The organism is Streptomyces sp. NPDC049585 (assembly GCF_040675615.1).
Lineage (GTDB): Bacteria > Actinomycetota > Actinomycetes > Streptomycetales > Streptomycetaceae > Streptomyces > Streptomyces luteosporeus.
Genome location: NZ_JBFAPE010000015.1, coordinates 120,575 through 135,969, shown reverse-complemented (window position 1 = coordinate 135,969; position 15,395 = coordinate 120,575). Strand labels below are relative to the sequence as shown.

Here is a 15,395-nt window from a genome sequence, read left to right as displayed (position 1 = left end):
ATTCAAAGAAATGCCGATCCAAAGAAAATATCCGCCGGCGGAAAGGGAGTCATGAGCGTGTCCTGCGGTCCCGAGGTGGTCGTCTGGGACACCACCTACGCCTGCCCCCTGCGCTGCTCGCACTGCTGCTCGGAATCGGGCAGGCGGGCCCCGCGGCAACTGGGCCACGAGGACATGCTGCGGGTCGCCGACGCGCTGATCTCGCTCCACCCGCAGGTGGTGGTGCTCTCCGGCGGTGAACCCCTGCTGGTCGAGGGCATTTTCGAGGTGGCCCGGCGGCTGACCCGGGCCGGGGTCGCGACGGCCGTGTGGACCAGCGGCTGGATCATGGAGCCGTGGATGGCGGCCGAGCTCGGCGAGGTCTTCGAGGAGGTCGTCGTCAGCCTCGACGGCGCCACCGCACAGGTGCACGACCGCATCCGGGGGCGGGCCGGCTCCTTCGACCGGGCGCTGAGCGCGCTGACCCTGCTGGACGGGGTGGCCCGCGAGCGCCGTCGGCAGCAGCGCTCGCCGCTGCGGTTCGGCATCGACTGCGTGGTGGTGCGCAGCAATTTCCCGCAACTGGAGGAATTCTGCACGGCGATTGCCCCGCGCTTTTCCCAGTTGCGTTCGCTGACCTTTCACGCGGCCGTTCCCGAAGGTCTCGCCAGCCGCCCGGAATTCGCCCGCATGGAACTCCTCGACGAGGCCGCCGTGGCCCGGCTCACCAGTGCCGGCTGGCGGGCGCGCCTGCAGCGGCTCGCCCCGCAGGGCGTCCGGGTGCGCACCACCGGCGACCGGAACCTCGTCATGCGGCCGGCCCGCTTCGCCGGCACCGCGGGCCGGCTGGTGATGCACATCGAACCGGACGGAGCGGTACGGGCGTTGCCCGTCTACGAGGGGACGGTCGGCAACATCCTGCAGGAGTCCGCCCTGGACCTGTGGCACCGGGGCGTGGCCCGCCTCGGCGACCCCTTCGTCGTCGAGACCCTCTCCGCGGTGCGCACCATGCAGGACTGGGCCGCCGCCGTGCGCCGCATGGACTACCACTTCGGGTCCCAGGAGGTCCGCTCGCGCATCGACCGCCGTACGGTGCGCACCAACCCGCCCGAGTTCACCGCCCTCGCGCTCTGACAGGCCCGCGCACGCCCCCGGTGTCACGGGCGCGCCGGGGTGCACACGCTGTGGCGCGGGAGGACGGGCGGGGCTGCGGAAGTCGTGCGGTACGAGGTGGAGGACGGCAACTTCGAGGGTAGGCAGGGGCCTTGTGTGCACGCCGTTCCCGGCGTGCGAAGGACACCAGACCTCTCGAAGGGGTAGTGCATGTTCGGTCAGCGCGGTGCCGGAATCGTCCTCAGCTCGATCGCGCTCCTGGGCGCGACGATCGCCGCCCCCGCCGCACAGGCCCACGACCACGGCGGCGGCCACGGGCACGGCCGCGGGCACGAGAGGGTCACCATCGGCTGCACGGGACAGGCGAACAACACCTTCACGCCCGGTCTGACCCTCGCCGCGCGCACGAGCGACGTGAGAACGGAAGGCACGTACATCTGCAGCGACGCGCCGGGGCACACCACGTCGGCCACCTCGCGCACCGCGGGTGTGGCCACGGACGCGTCGTGCCTGTCCTTCGGCACCGTCCAGGGCCGGGAGACCGTCACGTTCGCCGACGGCCGTACATCCGAGATCCGCTACAACGCCGGCAACAGCGAGCGGGCGCTGGGCGCCCACAACGTGCACCTGGTGGGAACCGTCGTGAAGGGCGCCTACCAGGGCGCCCACGCCGAACGGGACATCCAGACCGCACCCGGCGGGCTGCCGACCGCATGCCTGCAGGAGGGCGGCCTGACGCACACCCTCGCCTTCGACCAGCTGATCATCGAGTCCTAGGGACTGTCCGGCGGATCTTCGTCACGCGCCACCACGGCGCCCCGCGCAGGAGGTGACGGGCGGCCCTCAGTGGCCGCCCGTCACCTTGAAGCCGCGCGGCACCAGGCACACCGTGAGCACCGTCACGGCCACCACGATGCCGGCCGAGACGTACGCGGTGGTGGTGAGCGCCTCGTCGAACGCCGCCCGCGCCACCGCGCGCACCTGTGCGCCCGTGTCGCCGCCGACCCGGTGCGCCACCTCCGCCGCACCGCCCACCGAGCCCCGCGCCTCGTCCAGGTCGGACCCCCGCAGCGGCAGGGCCGTCATGCGGTCGGTGAAGACGGCCCCGTGGATGCTGCCCAGCAGCGCCACGCCCAGGCCCACGCCCAGCTCGTAGCACGTCTCCGAGACCGCGCCGGCCTGCCCGGCCCGCGCCGCCGGCACGGAGGAGACGAGCACGGACGCCGACGCCGTGATGGCCAGCCCGTCGCCCAGCCCCAGCGCGGCCAGCACCACGGCCACCACCGAGTACGTCGTGGGCTGCGGGGCCAGGGCGAGCAGCAGGAAGCCGGCGGCGAGCGCGCCGAGCCCCACGGCCAGCACCCCGCGCACGCCCAGGGAGTGCATCAGCCACGGCGAGCTCAACGAGCCGGCCAGCATCGCCAGCGCCGAGGGCACCGTGCGCAGCCCCGCCTCGGAGGGCGAGAACCCGCGCACGTACTGCAGCCACAGCGAGATCAGGAACAGCGCCGCACCGATGGCGAGCATCGCCAGCAGCGTGGCCAGCGCCGCCGCCGTGAACGGCCCGCGGCGAAAGAGCCGCACGTCCAGCAGGGGGTCGTCCAGCCGCGTCTGGTGCCGGGCGAAGAGGGCGAGCAGCAGGACGCCGAGCAGCAGCGTGCCCATGTCCGCGGGCTCCGTGCTGCCCTTGGCCACGTGCTTGATGCCCCAGGCCAGCGCCACGATGCCGGCCACGGACAGCAGCGCGCCGGGCCAGTCCAGGCGTCCGGCCTGCGGGGCGCGGTACTCCGGCAGCAGCCGGATGCCGGCGGGCACGGTCGCCACGACGACGGGGACGTTCACCCAGAAGGCCGCCTGCCAGGAGAAGTGCTCCACCAGCACGCCGCCGATCAGCGGGCCCACGCAGGCGCCCGCCCCGGCCACCGAGGCCCAGATGCCGATGGCCACGGCCCGTTCGTGGGCGTCGGTGAAGATGGTGCGGATCAGTGAGAGCGTCGAGGGCATCACCAGCGCACCGCCCAGGCCCAGCAGGACCCGGCCGCCGATCAGCTGCGCCGAGCTGTGCGCCGTCGCGGCGAGGACCGACGCCACCCCGAACAGCACGAAGCCGGCGAGGAAGAGCCGCTTGCGGCCCCACCGGTCGCCCACCGCGCCGCTGGTGATCAGCAGGCCGCCGAGCACCAGCCCGTAGATGTCGATGATCCACAGCTGTTCCAGCGGGTCGGGCTGCAGGTCGGTGATCAGCGAGGGCAGCGCCACGTTGAGGATGGTGGCGTCCATCGCCACCAGCAGCAGGCTCGCGCACAGCACGGCGAGCATGGCCCAGCGGCCGGGCGTCGCCGCCGGACGGCGGGCCGCGCCGGGGTCCTCGGGGCCTTGTGCCATGGCACGCCACCTCACCGCTTCCCGGGCCCCGAGCCGCAGCGGTCGCGCGACGGCGCGACCGGCACCAGTATCGGCCGGTGGGCCCGCACGCGCACACCGGGCCCGCGGGGGCGGTGCTCAGCGCTCCTGCAGGTCCTCCCAGGTGATCACCGGGCTGCCGGCGCGCAGGCTGAAGTCCATGGCCGCGTCCCGCACCGGCCATTTCAGCCGCAGCCAGCCCGGCACCGTCGCCGGGATCCCGTCGTCCGCGGCCAGGTGCCAGAAGGTGTTGGAGTCCTGCCGCGCGAAGTACGGGCACAGGAACGACAGCACCAGCGTCACGCGCCGCCCCGCGGTGACCGGCGTGACCGCGTGGAAGATGCGGCTTCCGTGCAGGAACAGCGCCGCCCCCCGCTCCCCGCACGCAGCCCGCCGGATGCGGGGATCGTCGTCCCGTACGCCCGTGAAGTCGTCCGTGCGCCCGGCGAAGTACAAGAACTGCCCGCCCTCGTAGTCCGCGCCGTCGCTCAGCTGGATCGTCAGCACATGGTCCATGCCGTCGCGGTGCCAGCGCACGATCTCCGGCCGGCCCCGCGCGGCGAAGTAGTTGATCTGCGCCGTCGGCAGGCGCAGCGGGTGCGGGATCAGCGGCACCCCGGCCAGCCGCGAGCAGGCCAGCAGGAAACCGCGGTCGCGGAGCATGTTGTTCACGAACGCCGAGAGCAGGTCGGCGCCGCGCAGCCGCCGCGTCGCGATGAACCGGCTGCGCCCCGCGTACGGCTCCAGCAGGTCGCAGACCTCGCCCAGGCGGTCCAGGCCCTCGGGGGTCAGCAGCCGCACCGGACCGGCCAGCGCGACGTCGTCCGGGCCGCCGGGGCCGCGGCCGAGCTCGTGGGGGGCGTAGCCGAACTCCTGCAGCCGCACCCGCGGCGCGCCCTGCGGCCGCACCACGAAGTCGCTGCGCCAGCGCGGCTCGCCGGGCAGGCCCGCGGTGCGCGGCGGCCTGCGGCTGCGCAGGGCGTGGCGCACCTGGTCCCACCCGGTGGCTGTCTTCGGAATGCCGATCACGGAGGATGCGCCACTGCCGCTGCGGGCCGTCGTCATGGCCTCATTGCAACGCCGCGCCCCCGGGCGGGCAAGGGGGCGTTCGCGCCACGCCCCCTTGGGCGCCCGGCAGTTCACCCGTCGCGCTGCGGCCAGCGGTAGCGCACGCGGGTGAGCCGTTCCGAGGTCTCCCACAGGTTCCGGGCCAGCTCGGCGTCGCCCGCCAGCAGGGGCAGCTCCACCGGCCCCGGCGCGCCGCGCGCCTCGAACCGGCCGGTGGGCCCGTAGAAGCCGCCGGGCTCGGCCTCCGGGGCGGTGGCCCCGTACAGCACCGGCAGCGCCGCCTGCTCCACGGGCTGGCCGATCAGCCGGTTCAGCGCGAGCCGGGCCAGCGCCCGTACGACGGCGGGCGCGTGCCGCTGCAGGCCCGTCATGCTCGTCCCCGGGTGGACGGCCACACAGGCCAGCGCCGCCCCCGCCGCGTCGGCGCGGCGCTGCAGCTCCAGGGTGAACAGCACGCCGGCGAGCTTGGACTTCGCATACGCGGCCATGGGGTGGTAGCGGTGCGTGCTCTGCGGGTCGGACAGCTCGGCCATCGGGCTGCGGGCCAGGGAGGCGGAGACCGTCACCACCCGCGGCTCCCGCGCGGCCAGCAGCAACGGCAGCAGGCGGCCGGTGAGCGCGAAGTGCCCCAAGTGGTTGGTGGCGAAGGTGAGCTCGAAGCCGTCCTTGCTGGTCTCCCGGTGCCTGATCGCCATCACCCCGGCGTTGTTGACCAGCAGGTCGACCGGACGCCCGGCGTGCTCCATGCGCTGCGCGAAGCCGGCGACCGAGGACAGGTCGGCCAGGTCCAGCAGGTCGGGGCGGACCCGCACGCCGGGCGCCTCCGCGGCCATCCGCTCCGCCGCGCGCCGCGCCCGGCCCGCGTCCCGGCCGGTCACCAGCACCTCGGCCCCCGCCCGGGCCAGCTCCCGGGCCGTGACGTAGCCGATGCCCCCGGTGGCTCCGGTGACCACGGCCAGCCGGCCCTGCCGGTCGGGCATGTCCTCGGTGCTCCAGCTGCGGTGCATGCGCCTCCTCGGCGGCCGGTCGGTGGACGGCGACCGTATTGTCCGCCGGGTCGGCCACCCGGCGGCGGAAGGCGCGCCCGGGGCGGCGCTCGCGCTGTACGCCCTGGGCGATTCCGCCGAGAGCGTGCGAGGGTTCCCCCGGACGGCGTACGCCCGGCAGGGTCACCTGCATGAAACTTCTGGTACTGGGTGGCACGGAATTCGTCGGACGAGCTGTCACGGAAGAGGCACTGGCGCGCGGTTGGGACGTCACGCTCCTGCACCGCGGGCGGCACGAGGCGCCGAAGGGGGTCCGCGCCCTGCTGGGCGACCGCACGGCCGAGGGCGGTCTCGCCGCCCTCGCGGAAGGGGAGTGGGACGCCGTCGTGGACACCTGGTCCGCGGCGCCGTCCGCCGTGCGCGACGCGGCACGGCTGCTCGCGGGGCGGGTGGGGACGTACGCGTACGTGTCCTCCTGCTCGGTCTACCGCCACCCGCGGGCGGCGGGCCTGGCCGAGGACGCACCGCTGGTCGACGGCTCGCCCGACGCCGGCGAGGTGGACTACGCGCAGGCCAAGCGCGGCGGCGAACTCGCCGCCCTGGAGCACTTCGGCGACCGCGCGTTGCTGGTACGGGCCGGGCTGATCCTCGGCCCGTACGAGAACATCGGCCGCCTGCCGTGGTGGCTGGGGCGCCTGGAGCGCGGCGGCCCGGTGCTGGCCCCCGGCCCGCGCGACGCGGCCCTGCAGTACATCGACGCCCGCGACCTGGCCGTCTGGATGCTGGACGCCGCCTCCCGCGGCCTCGGCGGCCCGTACAACCTGGTGAGCCGCTCGGGCCACACCACGATGGGCGGTTTCCTGGAGGCCTGTGCCCGCACCGTCGGCAGCACGGCCGAGCTGCACTGGACGGACCCGGAGCCGATCCTGGCCGCGGGCATCGGCCCCTGGACGGACCTGCCGGTGTGGCTGCCCCCGGGGGACCTCTACGACGGCATCCACCGCATCGGCGTCGACAAGGCCCTCGCCGCCGGCCTGCGCTGCCGGCCCGTCGAGGAGACCGTGGCCGACACCTGGTCCTGGCTGCAAGGGGTCGGCGGCGTGGCGCCGCAGCGCCCCGACCGGCCGTACGTGGGGCTGGATCCGCACAAGGAGGCCGAGGTGCTGAGGGCGACGGGCGTCACCACGGCGTCCTGACGAGGGCCGGCGCGGTCAGCGCTCGCGGCGCACCACCAGGAGGGCGGCGTCGTCGCCGAGCGCGCCGCCCGCGTAGGCGAGGAGGTCGGCCAGGAGACGGGCGGCCAGCGCGTCGGGGGACAGGTGCGGCATCGCCGCCAGGCGCTCGCGCAGCGGGTAGAACTGGCCCGAGGCGTCGCGGGCCTCGGTCACGCCGTCGGTGAAGAGCACCAGCACGTCCCCCGGCGCGAAGCCGAACCGGGTGCGGTGGCAGGGCCCTTCGACCAGGTGGCGCAGGGCCAGCGGCGGGTCCGGCACCGGCGACTCGACCTCGGTGACCTGCCCGCCGCGCCACAGCAGCGGCGGCAGGTGCCCGCAGTTGACCAGATGCGCGGGCCCGCCGCCGGTGGGCACCTCCACCAGGGCGGCCGTCACGAACTCCTCGGTCGCCCGGCGCCGTACGACGGTGGCGTCGAGCCGCTGGGCGACGGTCTCCAGACCGGGCTCGACCTGGGCCGCCTCCCGGAAGGTGCCCAGCACGTCGGTGGCCGTCTCGACGGCGCCGAGTCCTTTGCCGCGCACGTCGCCCAGGAGGATCCGCACCCCGTACGGCGTGGCCAGCACCTCGTACAGGTCGCCGCCGACGCGGGCCTCGGCGGCGGCCGCGACGTAGCGCACCGCGACCCGCAGGCCCCCGATGCGCTCGGGGACGGGGCGCAGCAGGGCGCGCTGGGCGGCCTCGGCGACCGAGCGGGTCTGCAGCAGCTGCCGTTCCCTGGTGGAGATCAGCACGACGTTGGCGGTGGAGACGCAGGTGATGGCGAGCACGGTGGCGGCGGCGGTCAGGTGGACCGGCAGCGCGACCTCGGGGTCGGCCAGGGCCAGCGGCGCGACGACCGCGAGGGCCAGCAGGCCGGTGAGCAGCGGGACGCGCGGGCGCCGGGTGCCGATGCTGGCGAGCACGGGGGCGGTGGCCAGCACGGGGGAGAAGGTGAGGTCGGGGTTGGTGGCCAGGTCCATGGCCACGGCCGCGGCCAGGAGCGCGTAGGCGGTCATGACGAGCGAGCGCGCGCTGCGGGGGAGCGGGACGGGGGCGGGATCTCGCTTCATGGTGGTTTCCCACCCTAGGGTGCCGGCCCCCCTTCGCAACCGTCTTATGCCCAAAAAAAAGGACATTACTCCATAAAGGTGATGGTTGACCCGTTCGGCCGTGGGGTCCGCGACCGTCCCGGATGATGCTGGATGTGAGCGGCAAGGCGGAGACCCGCGACGTGCTGATCGTCGTGTACGACGGAGTGCAATTGCTCAATGTGGCCGGGCCCTTGGACGTCTTCGACCGGGCCGAGTACGAGGCGGAGCCCGGCTATCGGGTGCGGCTGGCCTCGGTGGGCGGCCGCCCGGTCACCACCACGGCCCGCACCCGGCTCGGCGTCTCGGCGGACCTCGCCCGGGTGCGCAAACCACCGGACACGCTCGTCGTGGCCGGCGGCCGGGGCTACGCCGTCGCCGCCTCCGACGGCGACCTGGTCCGGCACGTCCGCCGGCTCGCCGGCGGCGCCCGGCGCACCGGCTCCGTGTGCACCGGCGCCTTCGTCCTCGCCGAGGCCGGCCTGCTCGACGGGCGCCGGGCCACCACGCACTGGGCCTCCTGCGCCGACCTGGCCGCCGCCTACCCGGCGGTCTCCGTCGAGCCCGACGCCATCTTCGTGCGCGACGGCCACGTGCTCACCTCGGCCGGCGTCACCGCCGGCATCGACCTCACCCTCGCCCTGCTGGAGGACGACTTCGGCCCCGAGGCGGCCCGTGCGGTCGCCAAGCACCTGGTGGTCTTCATGCAGCGCCCGGGCGGGCAGTCGCAGTTCAGCACCTGGACCCGCCGCGACCCGCCGCGCGGCGGCGCCCTGCGCGACCTCGTCGAGGACATCGACGCCCACCCCGACGGCGACCTGTCCGTCCCGGCGCTCGCGGCCCGGCTGGGGATGAGCCGGCGGCACTTCAGCCGGCTCTTCAGCCAGCAGATCGGCATCAGCCCCGGCGCCTACGTCGAGCGCGCCCGGGTCGCCGCGGCCCGCACCCTGCTGGAGAGTACCGCCGGCACCGTCGACACCATCGCCGGGCAGTGCGGCTTCGGCACGGTCGAGACGATGCGCCGCGCCTTCGTCCGCGAGACGGGCGTCTCCCCGGCCGCCTACCGCGAGCGCTTCCGCCGCGGCTGACGGCGGCCCCGGGCCGCTCTCGCACGGGTTGGTACAGTCTGCTTGACTGTCGAGTGCAGCAGACTGATCGAGGAGCGTTTCGTATGGCAGCCGTCACCACCGACCTCGCGACCTGGCTGGAGGCCGTCTCCGTCGATGCGGCCGTGCGCGAGCTGCGGCCCGACTACCGCGCCCTCGTCGTCGCCGCCGAGGGCCTGGTGCCCGGCCCCAGTGACGACGCGAGCGAGAAGCTGCTCGCCGCCGCCGAGGAGAACGCCGCCGCAGCCCTCGCCGGCGGCGCCCCCGAGGACCACCCGCACCTCGCCGCCTGGCGCGAGGCGTTCCGCGCCTTCGGCGCCAAGCCCCAGCGCACCCGGCCCAGCGTCGAGGCCCTGCTGCGCCGGGTGCCCGCCGGCCTGCCGCGCGTGGACCGCCTCACCGACATCTACAACGCGGTCTCCGTCGCCCACGTCGTCCCCCTCGGCGGCGAGGACCTCGACCACTACGCCGGCGCGGCCCGGCTGGTGCGCGCCACCGGCGAGGAGTCCTTCGAGACCACCGCCGGCGGCGAGAGTGCCGTCGAGCACTGCCCGCCCGGCGAGGTCGTCTGGCGCGACGACGCCGGCGTCACCTGCCGCCGCTGGAACTGGCGCCAGTGCACCCGCACCCGCCTCACCCTCACCACGACCCGGGCCTTCTTCGTCCTCGACGCCCTCGGTCCGATGGACGACGCCGCCCTCACCGCTGCCGGCGACGCCCTGACGACGGCCCTGCTGGACAGCAGCCCGGGGGCGAGGATCGTCTCCCGCCTCGTGCGCTGACGGTTGCTCAGGCGGGGCGCGGGACCGGCGGGGTCCCGAGCTCCGTCCTGATCGCCGTCGCCGCCTCGCGCAGGAGCGTGCGGTACCGGCCGCTGCCGGGGGTCTGCGCCGACGGGGTCCGGCGCGCGCCCGTCACGCACAGCCGCGGCCGCCGGTTCCGGCCCGGGGCACGGCAGCGCGGTGGCCAGGGATGCCTCGCCCGGGTCGCCGGGCTCGACGGCGTACACGTACCGCCCGTCGTGCGGCGCGGCGAGCGCCCTGGCCAGGGCCCCGCCGGGCGGGCACAGCCGACCCGTCGCCAGGTGCTGCGGGCTGTTGTCCGGGCGGAAGACGTGGTGGACGACCTGGGCCCCGGCCGGGTGCGGCACGGCCAGGCGCACGCTCATGCCGCTGTGCGCGGCCAGCCGGTCCGCCCAGTTCATGGCGCAGGAACGCAGGTCGTTGCAGTCCGCGGCGGGCGCGGCGGCGTACGCCGGGCGGGCCGGGCGGAAGGCGCCGCTGCGCGGGTCCCGCCGGATCAGCCCCTCGGCCTCCAGGCTCAGCAGGAGGTCGAGCACGGTGCGGGCGGGCAGGTTCAGGGTGCTGGTCACGAAGCGGCCGGTGACACCGTCGTCCGCGTACTGCTCCAGCAGGCGCAGCACGGCGGCGGTCCGGCCGACGAGGGCTCGGGTCCGGTACATGGCCCCCAGGCTAGGCAGCGCCCGGCCCACCGCTTCTCGGCCGAAAGGCCGATTCCGTACGGCTACGCCGTCATCGCCTCGCCCGCCGGATCCGGCACGTGGGCGCACGCCTCCGCCAGGGCGTCCAGCGACAGGCCCAGGGCGTGCGCCAGTGCCGAGATCGTGAAGAACGCCGGCGTCGGCGCCCGCCCGGTCTCGATCTTCCGCAGGGTCTCGGAGGACAGCCCGGCGCGGGCCGCCACCTCCACCATGCTGCGACCGCCGCGGGCCTCGCGCAGCAGCCGGCCCAGCTCCTCGCCGCGCTGCCGTTCCCAGGGAGTCAGAGGGGTCCTCACCATGACCGTGATACTAATGCCGTGATATTAATACCGGTATAAGAATTGGTGCGGAGGGGAGCCGGGACATGGTGGAGATCAAGACGGACGGCGAGCTGGAGGCCATGCGGGAGGCCGGGCGCGTGGTCGCCCATGCGCTCGCCGCCGTGCGCGAGGCGGCGGACGTGGGCGTCGCCCTGAACGCACTCGACGAGGCGGCTCGCGACGTGCTCAAGCGGGCCGGGGCCACCTCGCCGTTCCTCGGCTACCGCCCCTCCTTCGCCCCCGTCCCCTTCCCGGCCGTCATCTGCGCCTCCGTCAACGACGCGATCGTGCACGGCATCCCCGACGGCTACCGGCTGCGCGACGGCGACCTGGTCAGCATCGACTGCGGTGCCGTGCTCGACGGCTGGGCCGGCGACGCGGCCGTCAGCTTCGTCGTCGGCACCGCGGAGCCGGCGGACGAGGCCCTGATCGCCACCACCCGCCGGGCACTGGAGGCCGGCATAGCCGCCGCCGTCCCCGGCAACCGCATCGGCGACATCTCCCATGCCATCGGCACCGTCGCCCGCGGCGCCCGCTACGGCATGGTCACCGACTTCGGCGGCCACGGCATCGGCCGCCGCATGCACGAGGACCCCCACGTCCCCAACCAGGGCCTGCCCGGCCGGGGCCTGCGCCTGCGGCACGGCCTGGTGCTCGCCATCGAACCCATGCTCATCGCCGGCGGCAACGACGAGTGTCGCGTCGCCCCCGACGGCTGGACCCTGTGCACGGCCACCGGCGCCCGCGCGGCCCACATCGAGCACACCGTCGCCATCACCGACGACGGCCCGCGCATCCTCACGCTGCCCTGACAGCGGGCAGCGGGCGGTCGCGTCGGCGGCGGACGTGGACGACGCGGGGGAAGTCGATGCGGTACAGCAGACGACCCGGGCGGGGCTGCTGACCAGCCGGCGCGAGGGCTCCTACGTCCTGTACTCCCTCGACGGCACCCGGTTCGACCGCATCGCCGCCGCCCTCGGCGGCCTCGCCGGTCCGGGAGTGGTTTCGCCCTCCCGGCCGTTGAGGGGGCAGAGCACGACGGCTGCGGGAGGCGACTGACATGGGACGCGTACGACGACTGCTGAGCAGGCCACTGGTCCTCGGGGGGCTGGCCGTGGCCCTGGTGGTGGCGGGGCTGGGCGCCTACTGGTTCCAGCCGTGGAAGCTGTGGGTGGACGAGACGGTGCGGGAGTCCGCACCGGCCGCGGCGTCGGGCGTGCGCACGCTGGCGACGGGCCGCCTGATCAGCCACGAGCACGCGACCAGCGGCACGGTGCGGATCCTGCAGTTGCCCGACGGCAGCCGGACCCTGCGTCTGGAGGGGCTGAGCACCAGCAACGGCCCGGCCCTGAAGGTGCTGGTCAGCGACGCCCCCGTGAAGGAGGGCCGGGACGGCTGGTTCGTCTTCGACGACGGCGCCCACGTCGACCTCGGCAGTCTGAAGGGGAACAAGGGCGACCAGAACTACGCCCTGCCCGCCGGCCTGGACCTCCATCGCTACCGCAGCGTGAGCATCTGGTGCGACCGCTTCGACGTCTCCTTCGGCGCCGCCGCGCTCTCCCCGTCCTGAGCGCCCCGCCTATCCGGCCGCGGTGACCTCGGTGCTGGCGGCCACGGGGGCGGTGCCGTCGACGGCGCACTCCACGGTCACCCCGAAGACGTGGATCCTGGCGGTGCCGGGTGTGAACGTGACCGTACCGGCGGCGTCCAGCTGCACGGAGGCCGTGCCGCCGGTCAGGGTGACGCCGGAACCACTGGGGACGGCCTGGTCGTTGGTGAAGCCGGTCGCCGTCGCGGTGCCGGAGGCGGCTCCGCCCAGGGCGAGGTCGAGCTCAGCGGTCACGGCCCGGGCCGGCACGTCGATGGGCACGCTCAGGTTGGTGCTCGCCGACAGCGTGAGCTGCGCCGTGGCGCCCTGCGGGATGCTGGCCGGCGCGTTCACGGTCAGGGCGAGGGTCTGCACGTCGCCGGGTGCGCCGGGGCCGGTGCAGGTGTAGCCCACGGTGACGGTGTCGGCCGCGGCCGGCGGGGCGCCCAGCCCCAGGCCGGCGCCCGCCAGGGCGAGGGCGAGGGCGGCGCCGGCCGCGTGGCGGGCGCGGCGCGGGGTTCGGGTGGAGGGGGAGGTGTTCATCGCCGTGCTCCCTTCGAACGGGAGTGGATTGATATGAACACGTCATCAGTTCGCACGGGGCGGTGCAGAAGTCAATCACCGTCACGCAGGGCGCCCCTCCCGCAGACGCATACCGGCCATACAGTGGGGGTGTGCAGAACGACGAGAGCGCCGTACGGATCGACAGCTGGATCTGGTCCGTGCGCCTGACGAAGACCCGCTCGCTGGCCGCCACCGCCTGCCGCGCCGGCCACGTCCGGCTCAACGGCGAGCGCGCCAAGCCCGCCCAGACGGTCAAGCCCGGCGACGAGGTACGGCTGCGGCACGCCGGCCGCGAACGGATCGTGGTCGTCCGGCAACTGGTGCGCAAGCGCGTCGGCGCACCGGCCGCCGCCGAGTGCTACGTGGACAACAGCCCGCCGCCCCCGCCCCGCGAGGCCGTCGCCCCCGTCGGCGTACGCGACCGCGGCACCGGCCGCCCGACCAAGCGCGACCGGCGCGAGATGCAGCAGCTGCGCGGCCACTGACGCCACCTCAGGCGGTCAGGCGGCGCCCGCCGCCTCGTCGTAACGGCGCAGCACCAGAGCGGCCACCGCCTCGTGGGCGCCCAGCGGTTCGGTGAGCACGCACCCGCCCGCGCCGGCCGCGGCCCGCGCGAAGTGGCCCGGGCCCAGGAGGTAGCGGGCCACGCTCACCCGCGCGTGGCCCGCCGCCCGCAGCTCGGCGACCGCCCGGGCCGGGGTGGGCCCGCCGCCGGCCAGGCCGGCGGGCACCACCGGCCGCCCGATGTGCGCCGAGAGCAGTTCCGCCGTCCGGGCCACGGCGGCGTGCGCGGCCGGATCGGCCGAGCCGGCCGCGGCCAGCACGACGGGCCCGCCGCCCGCGCCGGGGCGGCGCGCCTCCGCCTCGGCCAGCCGCCCCGCGAGGGCGAGCGCCAGCAACGGATCCGGCCCGAGCGCCGGCGCCAGCCGCGCCCGTACCCAGGGGGCCTGCTCCAGGGCCCGCGGAATGTCGTGCCGCAGGTGGTGGCCGGTGCCGAGCAGCAGCGGTACGACCACCACGTCCCCCCGCAGCCGCCCCAGCGCCTCAGCCACCGAGGGGGCCGCCAGCCCGACGCACGCCAGCCGCACGTCCACCTCGGGCCGCAGGTCGGCGACGCGCCCCACCAGCTCCCGCATCACGGCCATCCCGCGCTCGTCGCGCGTCCCGTGCGCGACGGCCAGCAACTGCAGCCGGCCTGCGGGCAGATCCCGCGCCGGGGCGCACCGGGTGGGTACGGCCGTCACGGTGCCGCTCATGGCGCCACCGCCAACCGGTACCCCCGCTTCGTCACCGTCTGCACCACCGCCCCGTGCGCCCCCAGCGCCCCGCGCAGCCGCCCCACCGCCGCCTCCACGGCGTGCTCGTCGGGCACCCGCGGGCGTGCACCTGCCCCGGGGCCGGGCGAGCCGCCGCCCCATACCGCGCGCAGCAGTTCGCCGCGGCTGAGCACCGTCCCCGGCCGTTCGGCCAGCGCCCGCAGGACCGCCGCCGGCACCGGTGGCAGCCGCAGCGCCGTGCCGCCGGCCAGGACCGCCGCCCCCTGCAGGACCAGCGGGCCGGCCGCGGTGGGGATCTCGCGCCGGCCGCGCGCGGTCAGTTCCGCAACGAGCGTGCGCACCAGCGAGCCGAGCCGCCCCCGGTCGGGCCACACGCATGGTACGCCCGCCGCCAACAGCGGCCGGGCGCACACCGGACCGATGCACACGGACAGCACCTCCCCGCGCAGCGCGTCCAGCACCTCCGCCCGCCGCCCGCTCTCCCGCGCCGCCGCGAGGAACGCCTCGATGGCCGGCGCGCTGGTGAACGGCAGCGCGTGCACCTCCCGTCGTGCGGTCTGCTCCACGAGCCGGCGCAGCGCACCGGGGTCCTCCGGCGGGCCCCAGCGGTAGACCGGCACCGCCACCACGTGCGCCCCGCGATCCCGCAGCGCCGCGGTGAACTCCGGCAGGGCGCCGCCGTGTTCCTGCACGGCGATCCGGCGGCCGCGCAGATCCTTGGCGAGCAGCCAGGCCAGGACGTCGTCGAGGGCCTCCGACTCCGGCGCGTACGTCTCGCGCAGCCCGCTGGCGCGCAGCGCACCCGCCGCCTTGGGGCCGCGGCTGACCAGCTCGGCCTGCCGGCAGGCGGCGACCAGCGGGCCGCCCAGGCCCCAGCCCTCCGCCGCACTCATCCAGCCCCGCCAGCCGACCCCGGTGGTGGCGATCACGTAGTCCAGGCCGGCCAGGCACTCCTCGGTGGCGCGGCGCAGCAGCGCGTCGTCGGACAGCGTGACGATGCGCAGGGCCGGAACGGCCACGACGGTGGCGCCGCGGCGGCCGAGGAGGGCGGTGAGTTCCTCGCGCCGCCGGTCCGCGGTGACGCCCACCGTGAAGCCGGTCAGCGGCCCCGGGGGCGGCGGGGCCGCGGATGTCGCTGTGCTCATGCGACGAGCCTCGCGGAGAGGCATTAAGAGTTCATTGCACGG

16 protein-coding genes and 1 pseudogene are annotated in these 15,395 nt (G+C 75.5%); 9 read left to right on the top strand and 8 right to left on the bottom strand.

Going from position 1 to position 15,395, the window contains the following annotated elements:
• Positions 1-51 precede the first annotated feature (51 nt).
• Together AB0K17_RS17860 and AB0K17_RS17855 are read left to right on the top strand one after the other, a co-directional pair.
• Positions 52-1,113 carry a radical SAM protein gene (locus AB0K17_RS17860; RefSeq protein ID WP_365966321.1) on the top strand — a complete coding sequence of 354 codons (1,062 nt, stop codon included), beginning with the start codon at positions 52-54 and terminating at the stop codon, positions 1,111-1,113.
• Positions 1,114-1,302: 189 nt separating this feature from the next.
• Complete coding sequence (locus tag AB0K17_RS17855; RefSeq protein ID WP_365983495.1) at positions 1,303-1,869, top strand: hypothetical protein; 567 nt, start codon at positions 1,303-1,305, stop codon at positions 1,867-1,869.
• A gap of 66 nt (positions 1,870-1,935) precedes the next feature.
• Here AB0K17_RS17855 and AB0K17_RS17850 read toward each other — a convergent pair whose 3' ends face one another.
• The 3 genes from AB0K17_RS17850 to AB0K17_RS17840 form a co-directional block, all read right to left on the bottom strand.
• Positions 1,936-3,477, bottom strand: coding sequence for an MFS transporter (locus AB0K17_RS17850; RefSeq protein ID WP_365983494.1), 1,542 nt, complete (start codon positions 3,475-3,477; stop codon positions 1,936-1,938).
• A 117-nt stretch (positions 3,478-3,594) separates the two neighbouring features.
• A complete protein-coding gene (locus AB0K17_RS17845) occupies positions 3,595-4,560 on the bottom strand; it encodes a hypothetical protein (RefSeq protein WP_365983493.1) in 966 nt (321 codons plus the stop codon).
• Positions 4,561-4,634: 74 nt separating this feature from the next.
• Positions 4,635-5,570 carry an oxidoreductase gene (locus AB0K17_RS17840; RefSeq protein ID WP_365983492.1) on the bottom strand — a complete coding sequence of 312 codons (936 nt, stop codon included), beginning with the start codon at positions 5,568-5,570 and terminating at the stop codon, positions 4,635-4,637.
• Positions 5,571-5,740: 170 nt separating this feature from the next.
• Between AB0K17_RS17840 and AB0K17_RS17835 the strand changes: the two genes are divergently transcribed.
• A complete protein-coding gene (locus AB0K17_RS17835; protein ID WP_365983491.1) occupies positions 5,741-6,745 on the top strand; it encodes an NAD-dependent epimerase/dehydratase family protein in 1,005 nt (334 codons plus the stop codon).
• Between the two features lie 15 nt (positions 6,746-6,760).
• Here the strand turns inward: AB0K17_RS17835 and AB0K17_RS17830 are convergent, their stop codons facing one another.
• Positions 6,761-7,834 carry a PP2C family protein-serine/threonine phosphatase gene (locus tag AB0K17_RS17830; protein WP_365983490.1) on the bottom strand — a complete coding sequence of 358 codons (1,074 nt, stop codon included), beginning with the start codon at positions 7,832-7,834 and terminating at the stop codon, positions 6,761-6,763.
• Positions 7,835-7,959: 125 nt separating this feature from the next.
• On the opposite strand from AB0K17_RS17830, the gene AB0K17_RS17825 reads away from it, so the two are divergent.
• Both AB0K17_RS17825 and AB0K17_RS17820 read left to right on the top strand, forming a co-directional pair.
• Positions 7,960-8,940, top strand: coding sequence for a GlxA family transcriptional regulator (locus AB0K17_RS17825; RefSeq protein ID WP_365966346.1), 981 nt, complete (start codon positions 7,960-7,962; stop codon positions 8,938-8,940).
• Between the two features lie 83 nt (positions 8,941-9,023).
• Positions 9,024-9,740 (top strand): phenylalanine--tRNA ligase beta subunit-related protein, encoded by a 717-nt coding sequence (locus tag AB0K17_RS17820; protein ID WP_365966314.1) that lies wholly within the window; start codon positions 9,024-9,026, stop codon positions 9,738-9,740.
• A 742-nt stretch (positions 9,741-10,482) separates the two neighbouring features.
• On the opposite strand, the gene AB0K17_RS17815 is transcribed toward AB0K17_RS17820, so the two are convergent.
• Entirely contained in the window at positions 10,483-10,758 is a 276-nt protein-coding gene (locus tag AB0K17_RS17815; protein ID WP_365966312.1) for a helix-turn-helix transcriptional regulator, read from the bottom strand.
• Between the two features lie 65 nt (positions 10,759-10,823).
• Here AB0K17_RS17815 and map point away from each other — a divergent pair, with 65 nt between their 5' ends.
• From map to AB0K17_RS17800, 3 genes are read left to right on the top strand one after another with little or no spacing between them, the layout of a single operon-like run.
• Positions 10,824-11,591 carry a type I methionyl aminopeptidase gene (gene map / locus AB0K17_RS17810; protein WP_365983489.1) on the top strand — a complete coding sequence of 256 codons (768 nt, stop codon included), beginning with the start codon at positions 10,824-10,826 and terminating at the stop codon, positions 11,589-11,591.
• 34 nt (positions 11,592-11,625) lie between these two features.
• Positions 11,626-11,838 (top strand): helix-turn-helix domain-containing protein, encoded by a 213-nt coding sequence (locus AB0K17_RS17805; RefSeq protein ID WP_365983488.1) that lies wholly within the window; start codon positions 11,626-11,628, stop codon positions 11,836-11,838.
• Between the two features lies 1 nt (position 11,839).
• Positions 11,840-12,349, top strand: a complete 510-nt coding sequence (locus tag AB0K17_RS17800) for a DM13 domain-containing protein (RefSeq protein WP_365966310.1) — start codon at positions 11,840-11,842, stop codon at positions 12,347-12,349.
• Between the two features lie 9 nt (positions 12,350-12,358).
• On the opposite strand, the gene AB0K17_RS17795 is transcribed toward AB0K17_RS17800, so the two are convergent.
• Positions 12,359-12,910 (bottom strand): hypothetical protein, encoded by a 552-nt coding sequence (locus tag AB0K17_RS17795; protein ID WP_365983487.1) that lies wholly within the window; start codon positions 12,908-12,910, stop codon positions 12,359-12,361.
• Between the two features lie 149 nt (positions 12,911-13,059).
• Here AB0K17_RS17795 and AB0K17_RS17790 point away from each other — a divergent pair.
• Positions 13,060-13,416, top strand: a pseudogene (locus tag AB0K17_RS17790) (RNA-binding S4 domain-containing protein); the annotation flags it as partial.
• A 15-nt stretch (positions 13,417-13,431) separates the two neighbouring features.
• Here AB0K17_RS17790 and AB0K17_RS17785 read toward each other — a convergent pair.
• Positions 13,432-14,187: a CbiX/SirB N-terminal domain-containing protein gene (locus tag AB0K17_RS17785; RefSeq protein WP_365983486.1), complete on the bottom strand. Its 756-nt coding sequence runs from the start codon at positions 14,185-14,187 to the stop codon at positions 13,432-13,434.
• Positions 14,184-15,353, bottom strand: a complete 1,170-nt coding sequence (locus AB0K17_RS17780; RefSeq protein ID WP_365983485.1) for a uroporphyrinogen-III synthase — start codon at positions 15,351-15,353, stop codon at positions 14,184-14,186. Before AB0K17_RS17780 ends, AB0K17_RS17785 begins: the two co-directional genes overlap by 4 nt.
• Positions 15,354-15,395 lie beyond the last annotated feature (42 nt).